15 protein-coding genes are annotated in these 16,723 nt (G+C 69.5%); 8 read left to right on the plus strand and 7 right to left on the minus strand.

Features of this window, described 5'->3' with window-relative positions; genetic code table 11:
* Positions 1-19: 19 nt before the first annotated feature.
* On the minus strand, positions 20-1,423 hold the full coding sequence (locus CY652_RS17655) for a homoserine dehydrogenase (protein ID WP_102132010.1): 1,404 nt from the start codon (positions 1,421-1,423) through the stop codon (positions 20-22).
* 266 nt (positions 1,424-1,689) lie between these two features.
* Here CY652_RS17655 and otnK point away from each other — a divergent pair, with 266 nt between their 5' ends.
* Genes otnK through CY652_RS17685 form a run of 6 tightly spaced genes read left to right on the plus strand, consistent with a single transcriptional unit; the run spans position 1,690 to position 8,164 of the window.
* A complete protein-coding gene (otnK, locus tag CY652_RS17660; protein WP_102132011.1) occupies positions 1,690-2,994 on the plus strand; it encodes a 3-oxo-tetronate kinase in 1,305 nt (434 codons plus the stop codon).
* An 11-nt stretch (positions 2,995-3,005) separates the two neighbouring features.
* Positions 3,006-3,653, plus strand: coding sequence for a 3-oxo-tetronate 4-phosphate decarboxylase (gene otnC / locus CY652_RS17665; RefSeq protein ID WP_102132012.1), 648 nt, complete (start codon positions 3,006-3,008; stop codon positions 3,651-3,653).
* Between the two features lie 32 nt (positions 3,654-3,685).
* Positions 3,686-4,987, plus strand: coding sequence for an MFS transporter (locus CY652_RS17670; RefSeq protein ID WP_102132013.1), 1,302 nt, complete (start codon positions 3,686-3,688; stop codon positions 4,985-4,987).
* Complete coding sequence (locus CY652_RS17675; RefSeq protein WP_102132014.1) at positions 4,984-5,907, plus strand: amidohydrolase family protein; 924 nt, start codon at positions 4,984-4,986, stop codon at positions 5,905-5,907. The genes CY652_RS17670 and CY652_RS17675 overlap by 4 nt, the downstream gene beginning before the upstream one ends.
* The gene (locus CY652_RS17680) at positions 5,904-6,833 is read left to right on the plus strand and encodes an amidohydrolase family protein (RefSeq protein WP_102132015.1); all 930 of its coding nucleotides are present in this window, start codon (positions 5,904-5,906) and stop codon (positions 6,831-6,833) included. Before CY652_RS17675 ends, CY652_RS17680 begins: the two co-directional genes overlap by 4 nt.
* A 38-nt stretch (positions 6,834-6,871) precedes the next feature.
* Complete coding sequence (locus CY652_RS17685) at positions 6,872-8,164, plus strand: MFS transporter (protein ID WP_102132016.1); 1,293 nt, start codon at positions 6,872-6,874, stop codon at positions 8,162-8,164.
* Positions 8,165-8,365: 201 nt separating this feature from the next.
* On the opposite strand, the gene CY652_RS17690 is transcribed toward CY652_RS17685, so the two are convergent.
* Positions 8,366-8,656 (minus strand): hypothetical protein, encoded by a 291-nt coding sequence (locus CY652_RS17690; RefSeq protein WP_102132017.1) that lies wholly within the window; start codon positions 8,654-8,656, stop codon positions 8,366-8,368.
* Between the two features lie 243 nt (positions 8,657-8,899).
* Positions 8,900-9,172, minus strand: coding sequence for a hypothetical protein (locus CY652_RS17695; protein ID WP_102132018.1), 273 nt, complete (start codon positions 9,170-9,172; stop codon positions 8,900-8,902).
* A gap of 14 nt (positions 9,173-9,186) precedes the next feature.
* Here CY652_RS17695 and CY652_RS25140 point away from each other — a divergent pair, with 14 nt between their 5' ends.
* Positions 9,187-9,495 carry a formate dehydrogenase subunit delta gene (locus CY652_RS25140; protein WP_374703671.1) on the plus strand — a complete coding sequence of 103 codons (309 nt, stop codon included), beginning with the start codon at positions 9,187-9,189 and terminating at the stop codon, positions 9,493-9,495.
* Positions 9,496-9,553: 58 nt separating this feature from the next.
* Here CY652_RS25140 and CY652_RS17705 read toward each other — a convergent pair whose 3' ends face one another.
* The 3 genes from CY652_RS17705 to CY652_RS17715 form a co-directional block, all read right to left on the minus strand.
* Entirely contained in the window at positions 9,554-11,272 is a 1,719-nt protein-coding gene (locus CY652_RS17705; protein WP_102132063.1) for an FAD-dependent monooxygenase, read from the minus strand.
* Between the two features lie 77 nt (positions 11,273-11,349).
* Positions 11,350-12,486, minus strand: coding sequence for a cation diffusion facilitator family transporter (locus CY652_RS17710; RefSeq protein WP_102132019.1), 1,137 nt, complete (start codon positions 12,484-12,486; stop codon positions 11,350-11,352).
* A complete protein-coding gene (locus tag CY652_RS17715; protein ID WP_258002350.1) occupies positions 12,483-12,803 on the minus strand; it encodes an ArsR/SmtB family transcription factor in 321 nt (106 codons plus the stop codon). The genes CY652_RS17710 and CY652_RS17715 overlap by 4 nt, the downstream gene beginning before the upstream one ends.
* Positions 12,804-12,930: 127 nt before the next feature.
* Here CY652_RS17715 and CY652_RS17720 point away from each other — a divergent pair, with 127 nt between their 5' ends.
* On the plus strand, positions 12,931-14,820 hold the full coding sequence (locus CY652_RS17720; RefSeq protein ID WP_102132021.1) for a tetratricopeptide repeat protein: 1,890 nt from the start codon (positions 12,931-12,933) through the stop codon (positions 14,818-14,820).
* 105 nt (positions 14,821-14,925) lie between these two features.
* On the opposite strand, the gene CY652_RS17725 is transcribed toward CY652_RS17720, so the two are convergent.
* Positions 14,926-16,221, minus strand: coding sequence for an MFS transporter (locus tag CY652_RS17725; protein ID WP_102132022.1), 1,296 nt, complete (start codon positions 16,219-16,221; stop codon positions 14,926-14,928).
* Positions 16,222-16,723 lie beyond the last annotated feature (502 nt).

Here is a 16,723-nt window from a genome sequence, read left to right on the forward strand (position 1 = left end):
GCGCACGGGTCGAACGGCATCAGGCGCAGCCTGCCTGCCAGGCGCCGAGCAGGGCTTCGTCGACGCCGCGCAGGTCGTCGATCGTCAGCAGCGTGCCCGCCTCGACGTCGCGCGCGAGCGTCGCGTGCGCAGCCAGGTAGAGCGGCGCGACGTTCGCGGGCGCGTCCTTGCGGTCGAGCAGCACCGCCTGCACGCCGGTCACGTCGTGGTGGTGGCCGCCCATGTGCAGCGTCGTGCCGGCCGCGATGGCGGTCGTCGTGCGTCCCGCCAGCACGACGCACTGGCCCGGGTTCGCGGCGCCGGACGGCCGGCCGTGCAGCACGGCCTCGAACAGCGTGACGGGCGTCTCGACGCCCATGAAGTGATACGGCAGATAGAGGCACGCATAGCGGCCGTTGCGGCTCACCACGTGGCCCTTCTGCGCGAGCAACTCCCACGTGGGCGCGTCGTGCGTGCGGACCACGACGAATACGCCGCCCGCGAAGCTGGCCTCGTCCGGACGGCGCAGCATGTTGAACACGTCGATCACGCCCGCGCGCGACAGCACGCCGCCGTCTTCGCGCAACGCGTAGACGTCGGCGAGTTCCGTGGTGCGCGCGACCGGATAGTGCATCAGTTCCACGTCGGACACGAGGCCCGTGCTGGTCGCGACCACGCTCATTTCGCAGTAGTCGGCGGTGGCGGACGTCTTGTGTCCGCCCAGCGCGCGGCGGCGCGCCGCGAGCGTGGCGGGCACGTCGCTGCCGAGCGACATCAGGCCGGCCAGCTCCGGCGCCGCAAAGCGCTGGTCGAGTTGCGTCACGTAGCCGGTGGCTTCGTCGAAGACCAGGTCGTACTCGCTCGACTTGCCCGCGGCCACGACCTCGAGCCCCAGCATCCGCGCCCACGTGACCCAGCCGATGAGATTCGACGGCTGGTCGCCGTCGGCGGTCGTATACACGACGCCCCGGCTGGCGGCGAAACGGGCCAGCGCCACGCCCGTGACGGAATCGACTTCCTTGCTGACCATGGCGACGTGGCGCTTCGCCTCGAGCGCGGTCCGGGCGGTGCGATAACCGACCGAGGGGTTGCCCGTGGCTTCCACGAGGATGTCGAAGCGGGCCGGATCCAGCAGGCTCACGTCGGCGACGAGCGCGATCTGGCCGGGCGCGAGCGCGCCGACGCTCGCGGCGTCCGCGCAGTCGACCAGCGTGCCGGCGTCGTAGCCCAGCTCGATGCACAGCGCGCGCAGCCCCGCGAGGTCGAGGTCGCACAGGATGGTCGGCGCGAGACGGTCGACGATGAGCCGGGTCTGCGCGAGCAGCGTGCGGGCGAAGCCGCCCCGCGCGCCCGTGAGCGCATAGCGCACGACGGCCGGCGCGCGGTTCGCGGCGCCGGCATGGGCGCGATCGGCGCCCGGGCGGAATAGCAATTCGAAATTCATAGAGCGGATGTCCCCAGAGTTGTAGTGGCCGCCGCCGGCAACGACGCCGGCCGGGGCGGCCAGCGTCGCACGTCGTTCAGCGGGCGCGGCCCGGGCGCCGCGCATGGCGCGCCGGATCGCCGGCCGTTTGCGTTGGCTGTCCGTTGGCTATCGGGAGCCTCGGCACGAATTTAACGTCGTTTATCACTTACGTCAAATTTATTATCATGAGTTACCATATCAGAACATTGCCGTTATAATCGGCCGGCATCGAGGAAGAAAAAAGCATGTCAGACATTCAGGAGAACGCCGGCCGCCCGGCGCCCGCCGTGCCGCTGCTCGGCTGCATCGCGGACGATTTCACCGGCGCGACCGATCTCGCCAGCATGCTCGTGCGCGGCGGCATGCGCACCGTGCAGCTCATCGACGTCCCGCACGGCGTCGAACCGATCGCCGCGGACGCGCTCGTAATCGCGCTGAAGTCGCGCACGATTCCCGCCGCGCAGGCCGTCGGGCAGTCGCTGGCCGCGCTCGCCTACCTGAAGGCGCAGGGTTGCCGCCAGTTCTACTTCAAATACTGCTCCACCTTCGACTCGACGGCCGCCGGCAACATCGGCCCCGTGGGAGAGGCGCTGATGGAAGCGCTCGGCGCCGATTTCGCGATCGCCTGCCCGGCCTTCCCCGAGAACGGCCGCACCGTGTATCGCGGCCATCTGTTCGTGGGCGACGGGCTGCTCAACGAATCGGGCATGGAGAAGCATCCGCTCACGCCGATGACCGACGCCAATCTCGTGCGCGTGCTGGCGCAGCAAAGCACGGTGCGAACCGGCCTGCTGCGCTACGACGCCATCGCCGCCGGCGTGGCGAAGACGCGCGACGCGGCCGCCGCCCTGCGCGCGGACGGCGTGCGCTTCGCCATTGCCGACGCCGTTTCCAACGACGACCTGCGCACGCTCGGCAGCGCGTTCGCCGATGCGCCGCTGCTCACCGGCGGCTCGGGGCTCGCCCTCGGCCTGCCCGACAACTTCCGCCGCGCCGGGCTGCTCGCGCACGCCGGCGAGGCCGCGCATCTGCCCGCCGTCGGCGGTCGCGCGGTCGTGCTGGCCGGCAGCAGTTCGCGCGCGAGCCAGGCGCAGGTCGCGCACTGGCGCGCGGAGCGCCCCGCGCTGCGCATCGATCCGCTCGCGCTCGCGGCGGGCGAGCCCGTGGTCGAGCAGGCGCTCGCCTTCTTCGAGCGCCATGCGGGCGAGACCGTGCTGATCTTCGCGACGGCCGCCCCCGACGAACTGCACGCCGTCCAGGCGCGGCTCGGCGTCGAGCGCGCGGGCCAGCTCATCGAAGACGCGCTCGCCGGCATCGCGCGTCAGCTCGCGCAACGCGGCGTGCGCCGCTTCGTGGTGGCGGGCGGCGAAACCTCGGGCGCCGTGGTGCGCGCGCTCGGCGTCTCGCGTCTGCTGATCGGCGCGCCGATCGATCCGGGCGTGCCGTGGACGATCGGCGACGGACCCGCCGGCGACGTCGCGCTCGCGCTCAAATCCGGCAACTTCGGCGGCACGGACTTTTTCGCGAAGGCCCTCGCGCTTCAGCACTGAAAGGAATGCCCATGAGCAAGGAAAGCGCGCTGCGCGAACACGTGGCAAGCGTCGGCCAAAGCCTGTTCGAGCGCGGCTACGCCAGCGGCACGGCCGGCAACATCAGCGTGCGGCTCGACGACGGCTGGCTCATCACGCCCACCGACGCCTGCCTCGGCGACCTCGATCCCGCCCGCATCGCGAAGGTGAACCTGGCGGGCGAATGGGTGGCCGGCGACAGGCCCTCGAAGACGCTCGCCCTGCACCGCGCGGTGTACGACCACCAGCCGGACATGAACGCCGTCGTGCACACGCACTCGACGCATCTCGTCGCGCTGACGCTCGCCGGCGTCTGGCGCGAAGACGACGTGCTGCCGCCCATCACGCCCTACTACGTGATGAAGGTCGGGCACGTGCCGCTCGTCGCCTACCGGCGTCCCGGCGACCCCGCCGTGGCCGAACGCGTGCGCGAACTCGCGGGCTCGGTGCGCGGCGTGCTGCTCGAGCGGCTCGGCCCGGTGGTGTGGCATCGCAGTCTTCGCGAAGCGTCCGCGGCGCTCGAAGAGCTCGAGGAAACGGCACGGCTCGTGCTCCTCATGCAGGCGCAGGGCAAACGCGTCGAACCGCTCGACGCGCAGCAGATCGAAGAACTCAAAACGGTGTTCGGCGCGCGCTGGTAAGCCGCGACAGCCGGACGATCCGCGGAGGAGACATGCAGGCAGACATTCAGGCCGGGACCGGCCGCCAGTCGATTCGCTCGCTGCTTGCGAGCACGCGCTGGCGCATGATCCTGATGCTTTTCGCGCTCTACACGGTGAACTGCATCGACCGCATGTCGCTGTCGGTCGGCATGCCGTCGATCGTGCGCGACTTCCATCTGAGCCCGACGATGCAGGGGCTCGTCCTCTCCGCGTTCTTCTGGACCTACAGCACGTGCCAGATTCCCGCGGGCTGGGGCGCCGACCGCTTCGGCGCGCGCCGCATGATCGGCTTCTCGGCCGTGCTGTGGGGCGGTCTGCAATGCGTCGCGGGCTTCGCGGCGAACGGCGTCGTGCTACTGCTCACGCGCATCGGGCTCGGCGCGTTCGAGGCGCCCTACATGCCCGCCGCGACCCGGCTGACCGCCACGTGGCTGCCGCCGCGCGAACGCGCGCGCGGCGTGACGCTCATCGACAGCGGCGCGCCGCTCGGCTCGGCGATCGGCGGCCTCGCGATCAGCGCGCTCATCGCGACGACCGGCTCGTGGCGCACGGCCTTCGTCGTCGTCGGCGTGTCGACCGTCGCGCTGGGCTACGCCGTCTACCGGATGCTGCGCGAAACGCCCGACCAGCACCCCGGCATCTCGCCCGATGAAGCGCGGCACATCCGCGAAGCGAAGCTCGCCGCCGGCGAAACGCGCGCGGCGCGCAGCGCCCCGCTCTCGCGCGCGACCCTCGCGGCGATGGTCGTCGGCCGCATCGGCTGGACCACCGTGTTCTACGGATTCGTCACGTGGGGCCCCAACTATCTCTCGGCCGGCCGCGGGCTCGACATTCGCAGCATGGGCGTCGCCACGTTCGCCATCTTCCTCGCGGGCACGCTGGGCGAGGTGTTCTCGGGCGTGATCGCCGACTGGCTGCAGCGGCATCTCGCGCGCGGCCCCGCGTTCAAGGTGCTGTTCGGCCTTTCGGGCGGCGTTTCGCTCCTGTGCCTGCTCGCGCTGCCGTTCGTCGCGGACGTCCGCCTCGCCGTGGCCGTGCTCGCGCTCGGCCTGTTCTTCCATCTGTGGGGCGGCCTGCACTGGCTGATTCCCGCGCTGCTCGCGCCGCGCGAACAGGTCGGCTTCGTCGGCGGCGTCATGAACTTCGCGGGCACCGGCGGCGCGATCGCCGTGCCGATCGCGGTCGGCGTCATCGTCGACATGACGGGCGGCTATCACGCGGTGCTGCTGTTCCTCGCCGCGGGCGCCTTCACCTATCTGGTCGGCTCGCTGCTGATCGACTTCGGCGCGCGCGCCGCGGAGGAACGCGCATGAGCACGCGCTACGACGGCCCGATCGTCGACGCCCACCAGCATTTCTGGACGCTGGCCGGCAACCGCCATCCGTGGCTCGCGCCCGGCGTGCTCGTGCCGCACCGCTACGGCGACTATTCGGCGATCAAGCGCGACTACCTGCCCGCCGATTACCGGCGCGACGGTGCCGACCACCAGGTGGTCGGCACCGTCTACGTGGAAGCGGAATGGGACCCGGCCACGCCGCTCGACGAAACGCGCTTCGTGACCCGGCTCGCGCAATTGACCGGGCTGCCGAACGCGATGGCGGCGCAGGCCTGGCTCGACCGCGACGACGTGGCCGACCTGCTCGCGGCGCAGTGCCGCTTCGCGCTCGTGCGCAGCATCCGGCACAAGCCGGCCCACGCCGGCGACGGGCCCACGCTGATGTCGGACGCCCGCTGGCGCGACGGCTACGCTCAGCTTGCGCAGCACGGCCTGCACTTCGAGCTGCAGGCGCCGTGGCGCCATCTTCACGAGGCGGCAGCGCTCGCGCGCAACTTTCCGCAGACGCTGCTGATCGTCAATCACGCCGGCGTGCCCGGCGACCGCTCGGACGCGACGTTGAACGGCTGGCGCGACGGTCTCGCCGCGCTCGCCGCGCTGCCCAACACGGCCGTCAAGGTGTCGGGCCTGTGCGAAACCGGCAAGCCGTGGAGCGTCGAGGCGAACCGCGCCGTGCTCGAGACGCTGCGCGCGCTCTTCGGCGCCGACCGGCTCATGTTCGGCAGCAACTTCCCCGTCGACGGCCTGTTTCTTTCGCTCGACGCGCTGATCGCCGGCTTCGGGACGCTCGTGTCGGCATGGCGACCGTCGGAACAGCGCGCGTTCTTTCACGACACGGCGATGCGCGTCTATCGCCCCGTCGATCTCTCGAACCCGACCTCAAGGACTCTTTCATGAACGCTCCGGCCCGCAACGCGCTCGGCTTCGACCTGCCCATCTTCGACGCCCATCACCACTTCTGGGATCTCGACGACGGCCACTTCCCCTGGCTCACCGACGACTACGACGAGCACTTCTTTCTCGGCGACTACCGGCGCATGTGCAAGAACTTCCTGCCGCCGCAATATCGCGAGGCGACGGCCGGCTTCGACGTGATCGGCACCGTTCACGTCGAAGCGGAACGTTCGCGCCGCGAGCAGGTGCAGGAGACCGAATTCCTGACCCGCCTGAACGCAGCGACGGGCCTGCCTTGCGCCATCGTCGGCCACGTGTTTTTCGTGCAGCCCGATTGCGAGGCGGTGCTCGCGGGACACGCGAAGAGCCCGCTCGCGCGCGGCGTGCGCTCGAAGCCCGAAACCTCCGGCGGCCCCGGCGAATCGGTGCGCGGCCAGCCCGGCACGATGCAGGACGACGCCTGGCTGCGCGGCCTCGCGCTGCTCGAGCGTTTCGGCTTCTCGTGGGATCTGCGCGTGCCTTACTGGCACCTCGAGGAAGCCGCCGAAGTCGCGCGCGCGTTCCCGGACACGCCGATCGTGACGAACCACCTGGGCCTGCCGCTCGACCGCTCCGACGCCGGCCTCGCCATCTGGCGCCGCGGCATGCAGGCGCTCGCGGCCTGCCCCAACGTGTATCTCAAGGTGTCGGAACTGGGCCTGCCCAACGGCACGTGGGACAGCGCGAGCAACCGCCGCGTGATCCGCGAAGCCGTCGACCTGTTCGGCTACGAGCGCTCGATGTTCGCGAGCAACCTGCCCGTCGCCAATCTCTCCGCGAGCTTCACGGCAGTCGTCGCCGACGTGCTGGGCGCCCTGCCCGGCGCCACGGAAACCGAATTGCGCGCGCTCTTCGCGGGCACCGCGCAGCGGTTCTACCGCGCCGGCTGACGCCGACCGCCGCCCATAACGACAATTCAGGAGACACCATGTCGACCATCGACGAAAACGCCCTCTTCCGGAAGGTCTCCCTGCGCATCCTGCCCGTGCTGATGCTGGGATTCTTTTTCTCGTACCTGAACCGCGTCAACGTGGGATTCGCGAAACTGCAGATGGCGAGCGACCTGCAGTTCAGCGACGCCGTCTACGGTTTCGGCGCGGGCATCTTCTTTCTCGGCTATTTCCTGCTCGAAGTACCGAGCAACGTGATGCTGCATCGCGTGGGCGCGCGTCGATGGATCTCGCGCATCATGATTTCGTGGGGCCTGCTCTCGTGCGCGACGGTGTTCGTGCGCACGCCCATGCAGTTCTACGTCATGCGCTTCCTGCTCGGCCTCGCCGAAGCGGGCTTCATTCCCGGCGCGATCTACTACATGTCGCAATGGTTTCCCGCCGCGCGGCGCGGCCGCGCCTGGGGCACGTTCTACATCGCGCTCGCCTCGTCGGGCGTCGTCGGCGGCCTCGTGTCCGGGTCGATCCTCGAGTTTTTCTCGGGCCTCGGCGGCCTGCGCGGCTGGCAATGGCTGATTCTCTGCGAAGGCGTGCCGACCGCGCTGCTCGGCGTCTACGTCTACCTGCGCATGAGCGAGGACATCCGCAAGGTGAACTGGCTGAGCGCCCAGGAAAAGGACTACCTGGGCAGCCTCATGGCGGCGGAAGCGCGCACGAAGGTCGCGCACGGCTTCGGCGCGCTGCTCGTCGACGGCTACGTCTGGGCGCTCGTCGCGATCTACTTCCTCTACAACGTGGGCCTGTACGCCATCAGCTTCTGGATGCCGACGCTGATCCAGCGAATGGGCGTCGCCGACGCGTTCACCATCGGCCTGCTGAACGCCGTGCCCGGCCTCTGCGCGATCGTGAGCATGCTGGCGTTCGGCTATAGCGCCGACCGCTTCCGCGAGCGCCGATGGCATCTGGTCGTCGCGTTCTCGATGGCGGCCGCGGGCTTCGTGCTGAGCGTCGTCTGGCAGGACAACCGGGTGCTCGGCATCGTCGCGCTGTGCCTCGCCAACATGGGCGTGCTGTCGATTCCCTCGCTGTTCTGGGCCGTGCCGACCTCGTTCCTGAGCGGCGTGACGGCCGCCGCCGGGATCGCGATGATCAATTCGATCGGCAATCTGGCGGGCTTCGTTTCGCCCTACATGATCGGCTATCTGGAGGCGATGACGGGCCGCACCGACGTTGCGCTGTACACCGTGGCGGGCGGCCTCGTCGTCGGCGCGCTGCTCGTGGCCGGCGTGCTGCAAAGCCGGAAGTACCGGCGCCATCTGGCCGCTTCGTGATGGGAGAGCGCGGGTTCAGGGCCCGCGCGAACCCCGGGAGAAACTTGCCCGCTCCGGACATGCCCGAAGATGCGCCCGTCGCCGGGCTCGCCGCCAAAGCTCGCTTCAAAAAAACGGGCGGCCTCGTCATGGCCGCCCGCATCGTTGCCTCGCCCGCCCCTTGCCGACGCGCACGGCGACGACGGACGGCACGCGAAGCCATCACCAGTGACGATGGCCGTACCACTCCCTGCGGCCCCACCAGCGGCGGCCGTCCCAATACTGATCCCCGTGCCAGCCGATCACGACGGCGGGCGCCACGACGGGCACGACGGGCTGATAGGCCACCACGGCCGGCGGGGGCGGAGGCGGTGCATAAACAGGCGCGGGCGCGACATAGACCGGCGCCGGCACGCCGAGGTTCAGGCCGACCGACACACCGGCCATGGCGGCCTGCGAGGCCGTGAAAACGACAGCGCCCAACCCCAGCGCGGCAAGCAGTTTGGTCTTCATGGAAGTCTCCTTCGGAACGAAATGGACGACTTCAATTTAGCGAGTTGCCGGCTTCCTTGAGTTACATAAGTGCAACAATCGTATCTCCGGAAGGCCCGCGCGCTGCGGGCGCAATGAACGATCGGCACGAGGGCAACCGCGCGTTGCCGTCATGCCGATGCGCTTTCGATCCGGACTTGCCTGATGCCCACTGCGAAGCTGACGCGCCCCGCCCGATACTTCGGAAGACTTGACGAGCGCTGATTAGCTGCCGCCGCCCAGAGGACACTTCAGGTTGCAACCGTTGGGGTCGCCGTTGTCGCCGCGCAGCCGGGCCGCCGACGGCGCGCCGTGCTGATACTTGCTCGACGGCGCGGAAGCCGCGAACGGCATATCGGGATGCGAGTCCAGGTGAAACTGGTCGGTCAGGATACCGCCCGGCACGCCCGGCGAATCCTGGGCGAAGGCGAGCGAAGCGGTGGCGAAGAGCGCCCCCGCGGTGGCGGCGGCAACACAGACATTGAGCAGAAATTTCATGGCGGATCGGCGCGTTGCCCGCATTCAACCGCCATGCAGGCCCGCGACATCAAACGGGAGCAGAACCGAAAGTATCGCAAAAAGCGTCGCCGGCTGCAGCGCGATTCCATTGCTCCGTATTACAGCGGCGCAAGCTGGCCGCCGTTCATCCTCCCGAACGAGACCGCGACGAGGCGCTGGCCGGCATCGCCGATCATATCCGCCGCTTCCGGGCGCCGCGCATGCGGCGCGCGCTGCTCGCGAAGCTTCTCGACCACGCGCCCGCCGAAGCGGCCTCTCCGGAATCGTTCTGGCCGCGCCCCTTGCGCATCGCGATGCGTTGACGCCCGCGCCCGGGGTTGCCTGAGCCTGAATCGCCGGCCCGGCTGACCCGACTGACCGTTACGTCTGCGTCGGAGCAGCGAACGGCATGCCGCCCCGCGCGAACCAGGTTTCGCAGTGCCGCGCCAGCGCATGCAGATCCGATGCGGGGCGGCCGCGCGCGCAAATGTATCCGTCCGGCCGCACGAGGTAGAACGCCGGCCGCGCGCGTCCGTAAGCCTCGCTGAGCGAGGGCGCGCCGCCCCCGGCAGCCTGGGCGCCCGTGCCGGAAGCGACGTCGCTGAGCCGCCAGACCCGCACGACTTCCGGCAGAAGCCGCTCCACCGCCTGCGCGAAGCGCGTCAGCTCCTCGTCGACCGCGATGTCGGCCGGCGTGCGCGCCGCCGCAACGCCCTCGGCCGCCGTCTCCGCTTTCGCATCGACGAGCAGGAACAACGAGAAGCTGGCCGGGTCGTGCAGATCGAACATCCGCCCCTTGCCCGGCGCCTTGCCGAGCGGACCGTCCACCACGCGAACGAGCGCGTCGGGCGCGCGTTCGCCCGCGCGCGGCCCGCCATCGAGCACGCGCTCGAGCGTGAGCGGACTGCGCCGGTACTGGATCGACAGCTCGCTCACGGCCTGGCGCGCGGCGTCGCGCAGCGGTCCCAGCGCGACGAGCGCCGGCATCACGCGCTCGCGCAGCAGTTTCAGCGGCCCGCGGTCGGCCTCGACCAGTTGCGTGACGAAACTCGTCTGCCGCAACACGATGCGCTCGATCGGATGGCGTTCGGCGTTGTAAGTGTCGAGCAGACGGTCCGGCGCGCCGCCGGCAAGCACCCGCGCGATCTTCCAGCCGAGATTGAACGCCTCCTGAATGCCGGTGTTCATGCCCTGCGCGCCGGCGGGGCTGTGCACGTGCGCCGCGTCGCCCGCGAGAAACACGCGCTGCACGCGCAACTGCCCCACCATCCGGCTGTTCACGTGGAAATACGACGACCAGCTCAGGTCCGAGAGCGCGACGGGATGATGGACGCGCTGCTCGACGATCGCGCGGCACGCGTCGAGCGAAGGCACGGGCATGACGCCCTCGGGCACGGCAGGCAGCACGACCCGATGGTCGGCGACGAGCCGGTAGCGCCCCTTGCCGAACGGAAACAGCGCGGCCAGCCCGTCGCCGGAAGCGAAGATGTGAAACTCGTCCTCGGGCCAGGGCGTCTGCGCGCCGACGTCGGCCAGCAGGAACGATTGCTCGAGCGTCTGGCCATCGAACTGCATGCCGAGCTGGTGACGGACAGTGCTATGCGCGCCGTCGGCCGCGACGAGATATGACGCGCGCTGCGCCCCGGTATGCCCGTCGGCATGGCGCAGCACGGCGCTCACGCCGTCCGGGTCCTGCTGGCATTCGAGCAGCTCGACACCGCGCTCCACTTCCACGCCGAGCGTCGCAAGCTGCGCGCCGAGCAGTTGCTCCGTGACGGTCTGGTCGAGAAACAGCAGATACGGATAGCGCGTGAGCAGGGGATCGAAGTCGAGCCGCGCGCGGCGCTGCCCGTTCGAATAGAGATTCGCCGCGTGCGCGCGATGCCCGAGTTCGAGAAACGGCTCGACGACGCGATGTTGCTCAAGCAGCTCGAGCGTGCGCGCCTGCAGACCGATGGCGCGCGTATGCCGGCCGGGCTGCGGCGCGCGGTCGATCAGCCTGACCGGGACGCGCGCGCGGGCGAGGCTCATCGCGGCGGCCAGCCCGGTCGGCCCGGCTCCGACGACGAGTACGGGCAACGTGGCGGAGACATCGGTCATGCAGACCTCCATAAGGCCGACATGCCGTCTAGTGTACGCCGGCGCACCGCGCGGCCGCGGTGCGCTGTCCCACGCAGTCAGTGCGCGTGGTGATGGTGCGATGCGTCGTGGTCGTGACCGCGGTGGTTATGACCGCCGTGGTCGTGACCGCCGGGATCGGGATCGTCGAGCGCGCAACGGTGGGTACTCGTGCCGAGATCGACCTGCAGCGTAACGTGATGCATCCGGAAGCGTTCGCGCAGCGCGCTCACGAGCCGGTCGAGCACGGCGTCGCCGGGATGGCCCGCCGGCATCACGAGATGCGCGCTCAGCGCGTTGCCCGTGGTCGAGAGCGCCCAGACGTGCAGGTCGTGGACGTCCGTCACGCCGTCCTGCCCGGCAAGAAAGCGCTGAATGCGTTCGACCTCGACGCCCGAGGGCACGGCGGCGAGCGCGAGACGCACCGACTCGCCGAGCAACCCCCACGTGCCGCGGACGATCACGAGCACCACCACGATACTCATGACGGGGTCGATCCATACCCAGCCGGTCGCGAGAATCACGAGCCCGCTCACGGCGACGGCCGCGGAGATAACCGCATCGGCCGCCATGTGCAAAAACGCGCCGCGAATGTTGAGGTCCTCCTCCTGCCCGCGCATGAAGAGCCATGCGCAGAACGCGTTCGTGATCATGCCGATGGCGGCGACCACGAACACGTCGAGGCCCATGACCGGCGTGGGATGCAGCATCCGGTTGATCGCCTCGGCGAGGATCGCGCCGCACGCGAACAGCAGCAGCGTGGCGTTCGCCAGCGAGGCGAGGATCGACGAACTGCCGAAGCCGAACGTGTAGCGCCCCGAGGGACGCCGCATCGTGAGACGCGCCGCGCCCCAGGCCAGCAGCAGACCGAGCACGTCCGAGAGGTTGTGGCCTGCGTCGGCAAGCAACGCGGTGGAATGCGCCATCACGCCGTAAATGGTCTGCGCGACGACGATCACGACGTTCAGCGCGACAGCCAGCGCAAACGCCTGCCCGCGACCCGGCGCGGGCAGGTGGTGATGATGGTGATGGCCGGCGTGGTCGTGCCCATGCTCGTGCCCATGCTCGTGCTCGTGCTCGTGCTCGTGCTCGTGCTCGTGCTCGTGCCCGGCATGATCGCCGCCGGACGCGAAATGTCCAGACGTCGTCTCGTGTTCGTCCAGCGGGCGGCGGTCTGCCGGAGTGCGGTTCATCATGCGTCCCTCTGCCAGTCGGCGACCGGCTCCTCTACGTGCTCGAGCATGCCGGCAAGCATCTCGCTGATGTGCTGGTCGGCGGCCGTATAAAACACCTGCTTGCCTTCGCGCTCCGCCCTCACGATCCGCGCCGCACGCAAAAGCCGCAGATGATGGCTGACGAGCGACGGCGACAATCCCAGCGATTCGGCAATCGCGCCGACGGCGCTGCGCGCCGACACGCAGGCGAGCACGATGCGCAACCGCGTCGGGTCCCCGAGCAGCCGGAACAGGTCGGCCAGCAGCGCGACGCGATCGTCGTTGAATGGCGTATTCACGGTTCCCAACATATGAACAAATGTTCAAATGTTATAGGCATGGAGATATCCCGTCAAGCTTCGGGATCGCCCGGGCAAGTATGGGAAAATGCGGCCCTTGCTCCCTTCACGCTTGACGCCCCGCCCCATGAAACAGGCTTTTGTCCGCGCCTACGCCGCCCATCGCGACGGCCGGCTGGACGACGCCGAGCGCGACTACCGCGCGACGCTCGCCGCCGACCCGGCGCACGTCGACGCGCTGCATCTGCTGGGCGTGCTGCGCCATCAGCAGGGGCAGCACGCCGAGGCCGTCGCGCTCGTGCGCCGCGCGGCCGACCTGCGTCCGGACGACGCCGCGCTGCAGCTCAATCTCGGCAACGCGCTGAAGGCCATGGGCAAGCTGGAGGGCGCGATCGAACGCTTTCGCAACGCGCTCACGCTCGCGCCGACGTTCGCGCTGGCCCACTACAACCTCGGCAACGCCTACGCGGCGCTCGGCCGTCACGAAGACGCGCTGTTCTCGTTCAGCCACGCGGTGCGGCTGCAGCCCGCCGACGCGGCGTCGCACAACAATCTCGGCAACGCGCTGCATGCGCTCGGCCGCCACGCCGAGGCCGTCGAGTCGTTCCGCATGGCGCTGCGGCTGCATCCCGGTCACGCGGGCGCGCACAACAATCTCGGCATGGCGCTCAATGCCCTCGACGATCACGAGGGTGCGATCGAACAATTCCGCGCCGCGCTCGCGCTGCAGCCGCGCTTCGTGGCGGCGCAGTTCAACCTGGCGAACACGCTCGATGCCACGGGCCGGCACGACGAGGCGATCACCGCGTTCGAAGCCGTGCTTGCGCTGCAGCCGCGTCTCGCGCCCGCGCTGCTCGGTCTCGGCAACGCGCTCGCCGCGCGAAACCGGCACGAGGAAGCGTCCCCCGCGCTCGAACGGGCCGTGGGCATCGACCCGAAATTCGCGCTGGCCTGGCTCGCGCTCGGCACGACGCGTCACGCGCTCGGCCGCCACGAAACGGCGCTGCGCGCCTTCGGCGAGGCGCTGCGCGTGCGCCCGGATCTCGCCGCTGCGCACTTCAACCGCGCCCTCGTCTGGCTCACGCTCGGCGACTTCCGGCGCGGCCTGCCCGAATACGAATGGCGGCTCGATCCCGCCTCGCGCCGGGGTGCTTCGCCCGCAGCAACCGACAACGACGCCACACAGACCGCCGCCTCGCCCGCGCGCTGGAACGGCGAGCCGCTCGCCGGGCGCACGCTCCTCGTGCAGGCCGAGCAGGGCTTCGGCGACACGCTGCAGTTCATGCGCTTCGTTCCGCTTCTCGCGCAGCGCGAGCCCGGCGCGCGCATCGTATTCGAAGTGCAACCGCCGCTGCTCCCGCTCGTCGCGCCGATGGCCGCCGACTGGCGCGTCACGGTCGTCGCCCGCGGCGGCGCGCGGCCGCGGGCCGCTCTGCACTGCCCGCTGCTCAGCCTGCCTCTCGCGCTCGGCACGACGTTCGACACGCTGCCCGGCCCCGCGCCCGGCCTCGCCGCGCCGCCCGCCTACAGGCGCAAGCGGCGCGGCTCGCTCGGCGGCCAGGCGAAACGCAAGATCGGCCTCGCGTGGTCGGGGCGTATCCAGCGCAACGAGAACCGCGCGCTTCCGCTCGCCGCGCTCGAGCCGCTGTTCGCGCTCGACGGCATCGACTGGATCGTGCTGCAACCGGAACTCGACGCGGCCGACGCGGCGGCGCTCGACCGCCATCCGTGCCGGCGCCGGATTCACCGCCCCGGCAAGCCGCTCTCCGACTTCGCGGATACGGCGGCCGTCATCGAGCGCCTCGACGCGGTCGTGTCGGTCGATACCTCGATCGCGCACCTTGCCGGTTCGCTCGGCTGTCCGCTGTGGCTGATGCTGCCGTTCGCTGCCGACTGGCGCTGGTTCGCCGGCACCGACGACAGCCCCTGGTATCCGCGCGCGCGGCTCGTGCGCCAGCCGCGCCCCGGCGCGTGGGCCGACGTGGTCGAGCGGATCGCGCGGGCGCTGCGCGCATGAAAATGCAGGCGACGGACCGACGGGCCCGCGACCGACGATAACCGGCGATAAAAACGAAACAGCCCCTTTTCAGGGGCTGTTTCGTTTCCTGTGGGGACCGGCCGATCAGGCCGTCTTGTACTGATTGCGCGCTTCGGCCGTCCGGTACAGCACCAGCGTGGCGATCAGCCCGCAGATCGCGGCCACGCCCATCCAGACGCCGGGCGCCGCCTTGTTGCCGCTCACGTGGATCAGCAGCGTCGAGATCGCGGGCGTGAAGCCGCCGATCGTCGACGCGAGACTGTAGGCAAGCGAGAAGCCCGCGGTCCGCACCTCGACCGGCATCACCTCGGTCAGCGCCACCACCATCGCGCCGTTGTAGCAGCTATACAGGAACGACAGCCACAGTTCGACGGCGAGCAGCCGGCCGAACGACGGCTCCGCGACCAGCCACTGCACGGCCGGATAGGCGGTGAGGATCGTGAGGACCGTGAAGGCGATCAGCACGGGCCGGCGGCCCAGGCGGTCGGACACCGCGCCCGAGACCGGCAGCCAGATCAGGTTCGACACGCCGATGCAGATCGTGACGACGAGGGCGTCGAGCTCGTCGAGCCGCAGCACGACGCGACCGAACGTCGGCGTATAGGCCGTGATCATGTAGAACGACACGGTCGTCATGATGACCATGCCCATGCCCGCCAGCACGACGCCCCAGTTCTCGGCCATCGAGCGCACGATCTCGCCCATCGACGGGTGATGCTGGCGGCGGCTGAACTCCTCGGTTTCCTGCAGCGAGCGGCGAATCATGAAGAGGAACGGCACGATCAGGCAGCCGATGATGAACGGCACGCGCCAGCCCCAGGCCGACATGTCGCCGGCCGGCAGGATGTGGTGCAGCACGACGCCGAGCAGCGCCGCGAACACCACCGCGACCTGCTGGCTGCCCGACTGCCAGGAGCAGTAGAAGCCCTTGTTGCCCTTCGTCGCGATCTCCGACAGGTAGACCGACACCCCGCCCAGTTCGACGCCGGCCGAGAAGCCCTGCAGCAGGCGTCCGCACAGCACGAGAATCGGCGCGAGCACGCCGATCGTCGCGTAGCCGGGCACGGCGGCCACGGCGAGCGTGCCGAGCGCCATCAGGCAGAGCGTGAGCATCAGCCCCTTGCGGCGGCCGTGGTGGTCGATGTAGGCGCCGAGCACGATCGCGCCGATCGGGCGCACGAGGAAACCGGCGCCGAACACCGAGAGCGACAACATCAGCGAGGCGAACGTGTTGCCGTTCGGAAAGTAGGTCCGGGCGATCGCCGAAGCGTAGTAGCCGTAGACCATGAAGTCGTACATTTCGAGGAAGTTGCCGCTGACGACGCGGAAAACAGTCCGGACTTTCGATTCGCGGGAAGATGCGGGAGACGCTGTAGACATGACACTCTCTGGAGAGCCTGCCGCCGCACCGAGGCTGGCGGAACGGGCAGTTGAAACGGTGCCCCAAAGGTGCGGCGCGCTGGTCTGCAGACACCGTGGCGCGCCAGAATGGGCGGCGGTGGGGCGCGTCATTATGGGAGGAATGATCGCCGTCTGGTATCGGGTTTACACCTGGGGAGGATATCCCTGGTGCCGACCGGCACCGACCGCGTTCCGATGCGATTTACGCCGTCTTTCCGGGCAACAGGGACACACCGCGGACCGGGAGAGCGATCCGGCCCGAACACTCGTGCGCGCACCGTTGCGTCGATCCCGTGGCGGCAATGACGAAGCTCGTGCTTTTAGAGCAATTGCGAAATACACTTTGACAGTCTGCCTGCCATGATCCGATCATTTGACCGAAAATAGCGCGGTTGCCCGGCGGGACGCCCGAGTCGTCCCGGGCGGGTAAACTACGCTACGCGACAATTGTGGCAAGGCGCACCCGGCATCTGAAGATGGC

Source organism: Burkholderia sp. WAC0059 (assembly GCF_002870125.1).
In the GTDB taxonomy this organism is placed as follows: Bacteria; Pseudomonadota; Gammaproteobacteria; order Burkholderiales; family Burkholderiaceae; genus Paraburkholderia.

What these genes read in the sequence shown, in the direction of transcription:
- CY652_RS17670 (WP_102132013.1), top strand. Translation starts at nt 3,686, where the DNA reads ATGCAGGCAGACATTCAGGCCGGGACCGGCCGCCAGTCGATTCGCTCG.
- CY652_RS17710 (WP_102132019.1), bottom strand. Translation starts at nt 12,486, where the DNA reads ATGATGAACCGCACTCCGGCAGACCGCCGCCCGCTGGACGAACACGAG.
- CY652_RS17695 (WP_102132018.1), bottom strand. Translation starts at nt 9,172, where the DNA reads ATGAAATTTCTGCTCAATGTCTGTGTTGCCGCCGCCACCGCGGGGGCG.
- CY652_RS17655 (WP_102132010.1), bottom strand. Translation starts at nt 1,423, where the DNA reads ATGAATTTCGAATTGCTATTCCGCCCGGGCGCCGATCGCGCCCATGCC.
- CY652_RS17720 (WP_102132021.1), top strand. Translation starts at nt 12,931, where the DNA reads ATGAAACAGGCTTTTGTCCGCGCCTACGCCGCCCATCGCGACGGCCGG.
- CY652_RS17685 (WP_102132016.1), top strand. Translation starts at nt 6,872, where the DNA reads ATGTCGACCATCGACGAAAACGCCCTCTTCCGGAAGGTCTCCCTGCGC.
- CY652_RS17675 (WP_102132014.1), top strand. Translation starts at nt 4,984, where the DNA reads ATGAGCACGCGCTACGACGGCCCGATCGTCGACGCCCACCAGCATTTC.
- otnK (WP_102132011.1), top strand. Translation starts at nt 1,690, where the DNA reads ATGTCAGACATTCAGGAGAACGCCGGCCGCCCGGCGCCCGCCGTGCCG.
- CY652_RS17705 (WP_102132063.1), bottom strand. Translation starts at nt 11,272, where the DNA reads ATGACCGATGTCTCCGCCACGTTGCCCGTACTCGTCGTCGGAGCCGGG.
- otnC (WP_102132012.1), top strand. Translation starts at nt 3,006, where the DNA reads ATGAGCAAGGAAAGCGCGCTGCGCGAACACGTGGCAAGCGTCGGCCAA.
- CY652_RS17725 (WP_102132022.1), bottom strand. Translation starts at nt 16,221, where the DNA reads ATGTCTACAGCGTCTCCCGCATCTTCCCGCGAATCGAAAGTCCGGACT.
- CY652_RS17680 (WP_102132015.1), top strand. Translation starts at nt 5,904, where the DNA reads ATGAACGCTCCGGCCCGCAACGCGCTCGGCTTCGACCTGCCCATCTTC.
- CY652_RS17690 (WP_102132017.1), bottom strand. Translation starts at nt 8,656, where the DNA reads ATGAAGACCAAACTGCTTGCCGCGCTGGGGTTGGGCGCTGTCGTTTTC.